Source organism: Microcoleus sp. B9-D4 (genome assembly GCF_036705105.1).
In the GTDB taxonomy this organism is placed as follows: Bacteria; Cyanobacteriota; Cyanobacteriia; order Cyanobacteriales; family Microcoleaceae; genus Microcoleus.
This window is the reverse complement of sequence record NZ_JAUBTS010000016.1, coordinates 116,751-128,532: the sequence shown is the minus strand read 5'-3', so window position 1 is coordinate 128,532 and position 11,782 is coordinate 116,751. Positions and strand designations below refer to the sequence as shown.

6 protein-coding genes are annotated in these 11,782 nt (G+C 45.5%); 3 read left to right on the top strand and 3 right to left on the bottom strand.

All coding sequences use genetic code 11. The annotated features are described in order from the left end of the window. Together QUB24_RS12750 and QUB24_RS12745 are read left to right on the top strand one after the other, a co-directional pair. A partial coding sequence (locus QUB24_RS12750) for a group II intron maturase-specific domain-containing protein (RefSeq protein WP_333153514.1) occupies nt 1-954 on the top strand: 954 nt, incomplete at its 5' end. 311 nt (nt 955-1,265) lie between these two features. Then, nucleotides 1,266-2,288, top strand: coding sequence for a transposase (locus tag QUB24_RS12745; RefSeq protein ID WP_333153513.1), 1,023 nt, complete (start codon nt 1,266-1,268; stop codon nt 2,286-2,288). Between the two features lie 211 nt (nt 2,289-2,499). Here QUB24_RS12745 and QUB24_RS12740 read toward each other — a convergent pair whose 3' ends face one another. The 3 genes from QUB24_RS12740 to QUB24_RS12730 form a co-directional block, all read right to left on the bottom strand. After that, entirely contained in the window at nt 2,500-4,464 is a 1,965-nt protein-coding gene (locus tag QUB24_RS12740; protein ID WP_333153512.1) for an ABC transporter ATP-binding protein/permease, read from the bottom strand. A gap of 221 nt (nt 4,465-4,685) precedes the next feature. Then, nucleotides 4,686-5,525 (bottom strand): DUF1361 domain-containing protein, encoded by an 840-nt coding sequence (locus tag QUB24_RS12735; protein WP_333153511.1) that lies wholly within the window; start codon nt 5,523-5,525, stop codon nt 4,686-4,688. A 188-nt stretch (nt 5,526-5,713) separates the two neighbouring features. After that, nucleotides 5,714-9,988, bottom strand: coding sequence for a PAS domain S-box protein (locus QUB24_RS12730; protein ID WP_333153510.1), 4,275 nt, complete (start codon nt 9,986-9,988; stop codon nt 5,714-5,716). Nucleotides 9,989-10,339: 351 nt separating this feature from the next. Between QUB24_RS12730 and QUB24_RS12725 the strand changes: the two genes are divergently transcribed. Beyond that, on the top strand, nt 10,340-11,707 hold the full coding sequence (locus tag QUB24_RS12725; RefSeq protein ID WP_333153509.1) for a TldD/PmbA family protein: 1,368 nt from the start codon (nt 10,340-10,342) through the stop codon (nt 11,705-11,707). Nucleotides 11,708-11,782: the final 75 nt, after the last annotated feature.

The following is an 11,782-nucleotide window of genomic DNA, read 5'->3' as shown; positions in this document are numbered from 1 at the left end:
GCCGGATGTGCCCAAAGGTACAAGTCCGGTTTTGAGGGGAGGGGGTTACAGCGATGTAATCCCTTTACCCGACTAATCCATGAGGATTTAAACGTAGTCAAGAAATGTCAGGAGATAATTGCAGAATGGTTGTATGACATGGGATTGGAATTAAAATCAAGCAAGACAAAATTAACCCACACCCTTAACAAATTAGATGGAAATGTTGGGTTTGAGTTTCTAGGGTTCCATGTACAGCAGCATGAGGTAGGTACCTACCGTGCAGCATCAAATGGACACTTTAAGCTAGGTTTTAATACATTAATCACCCCTTCAAAAGCCAAGGTTAAGGCTCATCTAGCCAAAATTGCCGAAGTAATAGATACCCATAAAACCACCCCTCAAGCTGCCTTAATTTGCAAGCTCAATCCGATAATTAGGGGATGGTCAAACTATTATTCGACAGTTGTAAGTAAGAAAACCTTTAACAAGGTTGACCATTTAACTTATGACAAGTTAAGAGCCTGGGCAAGAACGAGGGGAAAAGGGAACATCAATAAGGATAAATACTGGCGAACAGTAGGCGACCGCAATTGGTGTTTTAGTACCGAGAACGGAATAGAACTAACACAGCACTCAGATACGCCAATCGTAAGGCATATCAAAGTAAAGGGTGTTGCTAGTCCGTTTGATGGAAACTGGACTTATTGGAGCAAACGTAGAGGTGAATACCCAGGAACTCCTAACAGGGTTGCATCATTAATCAAGCGTCAAAAGGGTATTTGTTCTCACTGTGGTTTGTACTTTACCAGTACAGATGTTGTAGAAGTTGACCATATTAAACCGACATCATTAGGTGGGAGAGATACCTACGACAACCTGCAACTTCTGCATAAACACTGCCACGACGCAAAGACAGCAACAGATGGGTCAATACACGATAAAGAAGGTGTCAAAACCGATAGCGTGTCTTAAATCGTATCCATAACAAGGATGGTATTATCAAGGAGCCGGATGAGGTGAAAGTCTCACGTCCGGTTCTGAAGGAGAGGTAGAGGTGGCAACGCCTCTATCGACTCTAACTGAATGACATAATTACTCAATACAGCCAACAGTTCCTACAAGGAAACTATTGCGAAATTAGGACAAAAAGTGAAGCTTGCCCGTTAACCAGTTGCGTTAGTAGAAACGGTGCAACTGGATCGCCGTGGAAGATCGAAAAAATAGATAAAGACGGCAAAATCAAAAACCCTCGACGCAACCCAGGCGACATTCAAATTACCGCATTGCCAGAGTTAAAAGCGGCTAGACCTTGGTTTGCCGGAATAGACTCAACGGTTCTACAGCAAAATGTCAAACGGTTAGACACTGCTTACAAGAACTTTTTTGAAGGTCTGCGTTTTCCCAAGTTCAAGAACCGCAGCAACTTTACATCCTTCACTTTTGTGATGGGGGTGAAAATACAAGGTAACAAAATTTATTTACCTAAGTTGGGCTGGATGCGTTTTCACAGCTCACGTCCGATTCCCATCGGTTTTACCATTAAAGCCTGTACCGTGAGAAAACGGCAAAATGGCTGGTACGTATCGCTCCGCATTGAGGACAAATCTGTTCCCGATTACACTACAAAACCTCTCAAGGATGTCGTCAAAATAGTTGGATGCGACATGGGAATCACTAAATTAGTCCATCTGTCAGATGGATCTCAAATCGAAAATCCCAAGTTCTCAACTACGAAGAAAGCTAAACGCACCCTGAGAATCAGGTCCCGACGAGTCAGTCGAAAAGCTAAAGGTAGCAAGAACCGCAAAAAAGCAGCTCAGAAAGTGGGGCTTTTACACCAAAAGATTAGCAATAAACGTCAAGCTCACCACTGGAAAGTCGCCAAGAAAATTGTGGATCGCAAGATTGATGGCATAGCTTTGGAGGATTTGAATATATCGGGAATGATGCGCCGCTGCCGAGTAAAACTTGAGGAGAAAACAGGTAGATTTCTGAAAAATGGGCAAGCAAAGAAGAAAGGTTTAAACCGTTCTATCTCTGACGCAGGTTGGGGTGAATTAATTTTGAAGATTGAGTATCTGGCTGTAAAGCAAGGAAAGGTCGTAATCAAAATTAATCCCAAATACTCCAGCCAAGAATGTCGGAAATGCGGTCATATCGACAAGTCTAATCGAGATGGTGAAAAGTTCATTTGCACTGAATGTGGATATCATGAACACGCCGATATCGGTGCAGCAAAAACGATTAGAGATCGAGCTTTGAAATTGGTACGCGGGGACTCCGCGAAACCTGGTGCTTGCACCTAAACGCCCAAAAGAGATCATCACGCCGGGCGAGCAAACGTGATGAGTTTGGGAACCCTGGAAACAGGGATATTGAGTCAGAAATTTCTCAAGAATCCTCGCGCCTTCAGGCCGAGGAGTGTCAAAGCACCAAACCATAAATATCCAACCGCACCACAACCCACCGCGAACCAACAAGCGCGTAAAGTTCACAATTTTTGAAAGCAGCGCTGTATCAGCCAAAAATTGTCGCACTAGCGCGGTATTCTTGGGCCCAAAGCAGCCGCCAACTCCCGTCGCCCAGAAGTTCCAAAACCTTCTGGTGATATTTCACTAAACTCACTCGGTGCCCGACACTCACAAACGTAGTTTTAGTGGCTTGCAACTGCTCGTATAAATGTTGCTCGTTCTTCAAATCCAAAGCACTTGTCGCCTCATCCAAAATAGCGTATCTCGGTTCCGTCAATAACAATCTAGCAAAACCTAAACGTTGCTGTTCTCCCAGCGACAAAATCTCCGCCCAATCTAAATTCGCATCAAAACCGCCCAATCTGTCCGGCAAATCTGCTAAGTTTACTGATGCCAAAACGCGGCGCAATTTTTCCTCATCAACCTCGCTGCTGCTGTTGGGATAGAGAAGTTGCGATCGCAAACTACCCAAAATCATATAAGGACGCTGTGGCAAAAACAGCATTTCCCCCAATTCCGGCCGCGCCAAACGACCTGTTCCCGATTCCCACAAACCCGCAATTGCCCGCAGCAAAGAACTCTTCCCAGCACCGCTTTGCCCGACAATTAACAGTCCTTCACCGGGCGACACGGCTACCGACAAATCCCTAATTAAAGTCTTTTGATGGTGCGGAGTATCTAAAGTAACGTGTTCCAGTGTCAATTGCGAACTTATAACTGTATCGATTGTTCTGAGGTCGAGTTTAACAGCACTTTTTTCCTCTCTTAAAGACTCATTAAACGTGGCTAAACGATTAATCCCCGCTGCAAATAAACTCAAGCTTTCAATCCTATATACAACCAAAGAAAAAGCCTCAGAAACCTGACGAAAAGCAAATTCAGCTTGAGTAATATCGCCGTATCTGATCTCACCTGCAAAGTAGATAGAAGCCAGGAATAAAGAGGGAATAATATAAGTTGCATATCTATAGCCCACTCTAAAATATCCCAGATTTCGCTGCCAACCAATTAGGAAATTAAAGTTCCGAACTGCTTCTAAAAATCGGTGTTTCACCTGAACAGATTCCTGTGCTTCTCCCCGGTAAAAAGCAATTGATTCTGCATTGTCCCGAATGTGAACCAAACCATAGCGAAAGTCAGCCTCTTTGGAGAGCTGATTGAAGTTCAAAAATATCAACCTTTTGCCAAAAAATACCATGACTGTCGTGCCAAAGACAGCATAAATTATTAGTCCGATCGAAAGACCTTTGGAAATAGACCACAGAATGCCTGTAAAAGAAATAATATCGATCACTGCCCCCAATATCAGCAGCAAAAACTCTAAACTTGTGCTAGTGAAAGATTTGATATCTTCAGCAATCCGCTGGTCGGGATTGTCGATTTCCTTCTGAGAATTGATTTCGTAATAAGCGCGGTTTTGAAAATAACTACCCAGGAAACTATCAGTCATCCACTCTCGCCAGTACAATCCCAGTTTATCTTGGGTATAGCCGTAAATAACAACTATCGGGGTACCGATAATAAAAACTCCAGCATAAACCCACATAAACCGCCAAAAAGTAATCTGATCTTTTTCAGCCAGGGCGGTCGTGAAAAAATTACTAATATAGCTAATGACTACGTTAATTCCGCTAACTGAAAGTGACAAAAATAGCAGCAGAGCTAACATTATCCACTGCTTCCAGCGCGGTATCAACTTGCTTCTGAAAAAGACAAAAGCAGCCAGCGGGAGGATTAGCATTAAACCAACGATCGCAATTGTCGGTGAGTAGATAATTCCTTTGATCAAAGTAGCTAAGCCCGCCGCAACCGCGTTAAAAGCCTCTGGAAATAAGACTTGAGTACCCAAACATACAGCGCTGACGAGCACAAACATCGCAGCGAAGAGAAATATCAACAACAGCGCTACTAATCCTAAAAAGATTCTGCCACCCCCAGGCTCTAAAGGATAAAAGTAAGGTTGAGCGATCGCAATAAATCTCTGCCACAACTGACGGTCAAATCGATTCATCTTTGCTGTTTACAAAACTACTTTGACTGTTCTAACATATCAAGTCTTGTGACAAACTGCAGCAGTAATTTATGTCCGACTTTCGCGAAAAAATTTGTCTCACCCACAGACGGAAACTTGTTTTCCGAGTTAACTGGTGGAGAGAAAAAAATTGGGAGCTTAGTTCAAGCTCTTAGATTCATCTGTTGAATCAATTCTTTAATCTCAAATCTCAAATCGCTCTAGCTGGAAGAAGTTGCGCTATCGCCGGCCAAGTCCGACTGCAATTCGCTCCTATAAAATCGTTGGCTAATGCCTAAAATTACTTGTTTCATTAGCCAATACAAAACAGCAATTACTACAAAAGTGACAGCCATTACTAAAACCGGACGCTTACCTATCAAATCGTTCATTACTGTGTTAACCAGCGCATCGGGGTTAGTCAGAATGTCCCAACTATTGAAGCGGATAAATCGTCCTAAATAAATGCCGATCGCCGAAAGTGCGTGTATAGTTATCTCCGTTACCAGGATAAATCTACTCAAACCCTGTTGCTTCAGATAGTAACCCAAATTCATCACCGACAGCACGTAAGCCCCAAACCCGATCAGCATAAACGTCAGATACTGCGGGATCAAAGCTAGAGTCACAATCCACACCGAGTTCCCCTGTTTAATCTGCTCGATCAGGTGAATGATATCAGTTAAAACGTAGGGTGCATTGGGTAAAAATGCGATAAACCAGAAAAAACCGCCCCACCACCGGAGAGAGCGAACTCCGCGCTGCCGCAGTACCCAGATGTCTACAGCCATCAGTGCCAGTGTAATCGCGATCGCCCCCAAAACGTAAGTTTTACCCACATCTTGCACAATATGCTTCAGATAGCCTAAAACATGGCGCGTACTGGGCAAAAAAGTAGCGCCTAGGAGAAACGCCGTACCCCACAGCAGCCAGCGCGATCGAGGTTTGCGGAACAGCCAAAAACTCAGGCCCAGCGGCACTAAAGCCAAAAACAAATTCCAAGACATCCAGCGGACATTCTGTCCCATTGCTTCCAGCGCTTCCAGGATTAATCCCATCATGTCAATTTTTATACAATTAAAGGTTTGATGCAGCACCGCTTCATTCGCAGCTTCCGTCTATTTTAGTCCTTAACTTGTAGGGTGAGTCAGCCTCTGGCTCGGGGCGCTACGCCTGAAAATCAAGAACTGCTGATGCACCCTACCACTGTGGACTCAATCTAAAATCTCAAATCGACTGGCGCACCCTACTATTTATACACTTTGTCGATCGGAATCTCAATCTTAAAAGTTGTTCCGCATCCTATGGAAGAAATGCACTCAATCTTACCCTTGTGCTTTTCCACCACAATCGAGTGCGCGATAGACATTCCCAACCCCGTACCCTTCCCCACAGCTTTCGTAGTAAAAAACGGGTTAAAAATTCGATCCACTATCCCCTGCGGAATGCCCGTACCATTGTCCGAAATTTCCACTATCACAGTGTTCTGGGGCGTTACACCAGTGCAAATAGAAATCCGGCCACTCGTATCTGCTTCCCGAACGGATAACTTTTGATATTGTTCTTCAATAGCATCAATTGCATTAGCAATAATATTCATAAACACCTGATTCAGTTGGCTCGCATAGCACTCCACCAGCGGCAGTTTCCCGAACTCCTTAATTACTTCAATTTCCGGGCGGCTGTCCCGACTCTTCAAGCGGTGCTGCAAAATTAACAAAGTGCTCTCAATTCCCGCGTGAATATCGATCGGCTTCATTGCGGATTCGTCCAACCGCGAGAAATTTCTGAGGGACAACACAATTTGCCGGATGCGCTCGGTTCCTACCTGCATCGAACCGACAACTTTTCTTAAATCCTCAGCCATGAAGTCCAAATCTATCTCTTGAATGCGATCGACAATTTTTGAATTAGGTTCGGGATACTCATCTTCGTAAAGAGTCACCAGATCTAGCAACTGTTTTGTATACTGGTTGAGATAATCAATGTTAGCGTGAATGAAGTTAACGGGATTATTAATTTCGTGAGCTATCCCGGCAACTAATTGCCCCAATGAAGACATTTTTTCTGTTTGAATGAGTTGAGTTTGAGTAGAGCGCAATGACCGCAGAGCTGACTCTAAATCTCTGGCTTTTTCTCTTTCTCGTTCCTCGCTTTGCCGCAGTGCTTCCTCTGCTTGCTTGCGAGTCGTAATATCCTGGGAAACTCCAATTATTACCTTAGCCTGACCCTCCGCATTCCTACTAAAAATAGTATCCCGGCTTTGCAGCCACAACAATTGACCGTATGCTCCCCGTACCCGGTACTCAATTTCCCTAGTTTCGCCATCTTCAACTTCTGCAAAGCTCGCGTGATGTTCCACAATTTTAGGCAAATCTTCGGGGTAGATTAACTGAGGCATGAGTGACGAATCCATCGCTGTAATGTCGTCAAGGGTATATCCCAAAAGCCCGAACAGTGAAGTATTAGTGTAGATATTTCGCTGTTCTTCCAAGTCGTAGAGATACAAAATACCGGGAGTAGCCTCCGCTACTTTTTGAATAAACTGCTGGCTTTCTTGCAATGCTAATTCAGCTTGTTTGCGATCGGTAACATCAACGGCGATGCCGTCCCAAAGAATATCGCCGTTTTCCTTAGCTTCAGGACGCGAATTTATCTGAAACCAACGAATGTTGCCGTTGGGCAGCACCATCCGTCCTTCCCACTCCCAAGGTTGCAGATTCTGGGCTGAAATAGCAACAAATTTGTCATGATTTTGGCGGTCTTCGGGATGAATCAAATCTGTGACCAAAACGGCATTTTTCAGAACATCTTCTGGTTCTAACTCAAAAAGTTCTCGGCAAGCAGCACTTATGTAAGGAAAACTGAAAGAGCCATCTGAACGCAACAAAAATTGATAAATTATTCCCGGCACATTAGCAGACAGCTTTTGGAATTTTGCCTCGCTTTCCCGCAGTGCTTCCTCTGCTTGTTTGCGCTCAGTAATGTCAGTAATTGAACCAACCATGCGGACTGCTTTTCCAGATGCGTCCCACAAAGCTTGTCCCCGACTCAATATCCATTTGTAGGCGCTGTTGTAGCACCACAAGCGGTATTCAGTGATGTAATGCGGGGTTTTTCTCTCCAAGTGTTCTTGAAGAAGTTGCTGAGAAATCACTAAATCATCGGGATGTAAACTCGTATTCCATGTCTTATTGTAATCGCTAATGTCACTATCTTCGTAACCAGTGATTTCCTTAAAGCGATCGGAAACAAAAAATTCACCTGTTTGCAAGTTCCAGTCCCAAATGCCGTCATTGTTGCCTTTGAGTGCTAACTGCCAGCGTTCTTCAGTTTGCATCAATTGAGCTGTTCTCTGTTTTACTCTCTTTTCGAGTTCTTGATTGAGCTGTTTGAGATTTTCTTCGGCTTGGTTGCGTTCGATCGCAATTCCTGCTAAATTCATCGCCGCCTCTATCAATTGCAGCTCAAAAAAATGAGGGCTACGCGGTTGGGAATAATATATTCCAAAAGTTCCCAAAACTTGACTCTGAGATGAGAAAATAGGAGTTGACAAGCAAGCTCTCAGTCCAAAACTCAAGGCTAAATCTCGATAATTTTTCCACAAAGGATCGCTGGCAATATCTGTAACGATCACCTGTTGGCGGTTAAAGGCAGCAGTGCCACAGGAACCGACATCCGGGCCGATAGCTATGCCATGAATAGCCGCATTGTAACTGTCGGGCAAACTGGGCGCGGCTCCGTGTAGTAAATGTTCGCCATCAGGGGCTAGAAGCAATATCGAACCGATGACATCTCTAGATTGCTGCTCGATAAGTTTAACTAAAGTATTTAAAGTATCGCCCAGAGGAGCGCCCTTAGCAATCATTTCTAAAATTTGTTTCTGACCCGTTAACCAATTTTCAGCTCGCTTGCGCTCTGTAATGTCGCGAGCCACCCACAGAGCCGTGTTTTCTTTCATTGGTGAAATGGTAGCGGCAAACCACTTTTGTACCCTAGCAATTTCCAGGTTATATTCAAAAGTACAGGTTTGATTTGTAGCGAGGGCAGTGCGAATTTGCTCCAAAAAAAAATCTCCCTTTTCTAGGTCGAATAAATCGTTAATTTTTTTACCGACAAATTCTGCAGTCGGCTTGTACAATAATTGGGGATTGGTCGGGGCAACTTTCAGGAACCGTCCCTCAATATCGAGCTCAAAAATTACATCGTTCATGGCAGCAAACAAAGCTCGCAGTTCCGCTTCAGAAGCTTGCAGGGCGATTTCAGCTTGTTTGCGATCGCTAATATCCGTCCCGATACAAAGCAGTCCTGCCACATTTCCCTTCGCATCTAGTAAAGGTTTATTTGTCCACGCTATCCACACCCTTTCTCCATTGCTGCGGATGTTTTCATTTTCGTTTTGGAAGTATTTTTGCGGCTGTGCCAAACAGTCTCGAATCTTTGTCGCGAGGTCACTTTCAAATAAATCTGTTTTCGGTATAATTGTACCGATCGCACTTTTGCCGATGATTTCTGCTTCTGAATACCCGAAAAAAGTTTCAGCAAACTCGTTAAAAAAAGTAATCTTGCCTTCACTGTCTAACTGCACAATCATGCTGTTAGCATTCTCAACTAATAGCCGGTACTTAACTTCGCTCTCCCGCAGTTTCGCACGGCCGTACACCCAGCTAAATACCGCCGCCCCGGTGAAAACAGCCAGCAAGCCGCCTCCAAAGAGCAGCCACCCCCGAAACGGCGAATTCGCACGCCATCCCCCCGCCGGAATTGCTGCCAACTGCCAGGAACCGTTGGGCAAAGTCACTTCCAGCAGCACGGGATTCTGCTCAAAAATTGACCCGTCACCGAAAAACACAGGCCCGGATGCTCCCGAACCGTCTTTGCCCCGCAGAGCGTATTGCAGCTTCGCTGAGGAGTCGTTGAGTCCTGCTTCCTCAATCAGGGAATTTTTGTCGATGATCAGACCTGTCAAGCCCCAGTAAACTCCTGTTTCAGGCTCGGCACCGGAGGGTGTGAGAAAAATCGGCGATCGGCTGATGAAAGTCTCGTCCCCCTCCAATAATTTCACGGGCCCGGCTAGCAAAGTTTTTCTGGTTCGGATGACCTCTTTGACCATTTCCCGCTGTTCGGGTAGCGCCGTCAAGTCAACTCCGATCGCCGATTCATTTCCGTCCCGCGGATAAATGTAAGCGACCGTCGTGCCTTTAACTAAAGTTATGGCGCGAATGCCCGGTTGCTGTGCCACCAGAATTCTCGCCGTCGCTGTAAACTCGCCTTCGGTGATGTTTGGGTTGTTGGAAATGTAAGCCCCCAAACCCCGCATCAAAAACAGGCGGGAATTCAAAGAGCCTTCCAGCTTTGAACGGACTGTGCTGAGGCGATCGAGGGTGCTAGCGCGGTTGTAGTGAAAAAACCGCCGCTGTTCCGATCGATCTAAAATGCCAACTCCGACCAAAATTGCTATTGATGCCGAAATTGCTGCTAAATACGGTGAAATTTGGAATTTTTTAACCTTAAAGTATTCCATCGGCCGGCAGTTAAGGTATGTTTTTACGTCTTTAGATAGATTTAGTTTAGTTTGATTTCTCTAGGCAGATGCAAGATTTCCGCGATACCGGGCTTTTGGCAAGCGGGCGCGAGTTTTTTGTGTTCTAGGGCGCCCGCCGAATGTCGGCGATCGGCAAGCTTCTAATCATCAGTTGTGTGGACAAAGTTTTAAATCTCAAATCGACTGACTCGCCATTTATCGGGTAGGGTGCGCGCTGCAGCACCAGAGCGGTGGGGGAACGCGCACCCGAAAGACGCGAGTTATTAGCTAAAATAAGGTTAGCAATAATTTTTTTCAGCGCTACGCCGAATCATTCATAGGGGCAATTTGATGCAAGAACAGTTGATGGAAGCGATCGCACCTTACCGCAATCGCGTAGATTATCTAGAAGTTCGCCTCGAACAAAGCGAGTCAACTGCGATTAGTTTTCGCGGCCCTCAGTTAGATGCTGTCAACCGCAGTTTTAGTCTCGCCGGCGGCATCCGCGCCTGTCACAAAGGTGGCTGGAGTTTTGTAACTTTTAACGGTTTAGATGAGTTAAAAGACCGCATTGAAGAAGCTGTAGTGCAATCTCGTTTGGTTGGTAGCGAAAAAACTCTACTAGCAGATGTCACCCCGATTCAAGATTATGTAGCGGTGGAATTGGGCCGCGACCCGCGCTCTATTACTCTAGCCGAAAAGCGGAAATTGCTCGAATCTTACAACCAGTTGCTGTTAGATTATGACCCGCGAATTCAGACGACAATGGCCGGTTACAGCGACAGATTTGGGATTACTTATTTTGTGAATTCTCAAGGGACTTGCATCGCTCAAGAGCGCTTGGACGTGACCGGGCGTTTCGGAGCGATCGCCCGCGGCGAGGGCGGTGTCGTCCGCCAAGGGTTTGAGTCGATTCACTCGCGATCGGATTACGATGTCTTGACAAATATTGAAGATCGTGTTAAGAGTGCTGCCGTTCGAGCTGTAGGCCAACTAGAGGCAAAATCGGTGAAAGGTGGTCAGTATCCGGTGATTTTAGACCCTTATTTGTCGGGGGTTTTTATTCACGAAGCTTTCGGGCATTTGTCGGAAGCAGACGGCATTTACGAAAACCCAAAAATGCAGGAATTGTTGACTTTGGGCAAGCCTGTGGCGATCGAACAATTAAATGTAATTGACGACGCAACTGTGCCGGGATTACCCGGAACTTTGAAATACGACGACGAAGGCGTGCCGGCTCAGTGCAAGCATTTAATTAAAAATGGAGTTTTAGCCGCTCGGATGCACAATCGCGAGACTGCGGGCAAAATGGGCGAAAGTCCGACGGGAAATGCCCGGGCTTTGAGCGCTACTTTTATGCCTTTGGTGCGGATGACTAATACTGCGATCGAGTCGGGCGAACATTCCTTTGACGAAATGGTTGCCGACATTGACGAAGGAGTTTATGCAGTGCGGATGTTGGGAGGACAAACCAACGGCGAAATGTTTACCTTTGCGGCGGCTCAAGGGTTCATGATTCGCGACGGCAAATTAGCCGAACCGGTGAGCGATGTCACTTTAAGCGGCAATGTATTTCAGACTTTAAAGGATATTGAGTCTATAGGAAACGACTCGGTTTATGCCTACGGCGGTTGCGGTAAAGGCGGCCAGAGCGGTTTGCCCGTAAGTGTCGGCGGCCCCCATTTGCGGATTAAAAATGTTGTAGTCGGAGGAAGATAAAAAGTTTTGAGTTTTGAGTTTTGAACTCAACACTTTTTTATCCTGGGTAACGTGCGCTGGGGCGCACCCAAAAGT

Coding starts and splice junctions, on each gene's coding strand:
- QUB24_RS12735 (WP_333153511.1), bottom strand. CDS start 5,525: ATGATGGGATTAATCCTGGAAGCGCTGGAAGCAATGGGACAGAATGTC.
- QUB24_RS12730 (WP_333153510.1), bottom strand. CDS start 9,988: ATGGAATACTTTAAGGTTAAAAAATTCCAAATTTCACCGTATTTAGCA.
- QUB24_RS12725 (WP_333153509.1), top strand. CDS start 10,340: ATGCAAGAACAGTTGATGGAAGCGATCGCACCTTACCGCAATCGCGTA.
- QUB24_RS12740 (WP_333153512.1), bottom strand. CDS start 4,464: ATGAATCGATTTGACCGTCAGTTGTGGCAGAGATTTATTGCGATCGCT.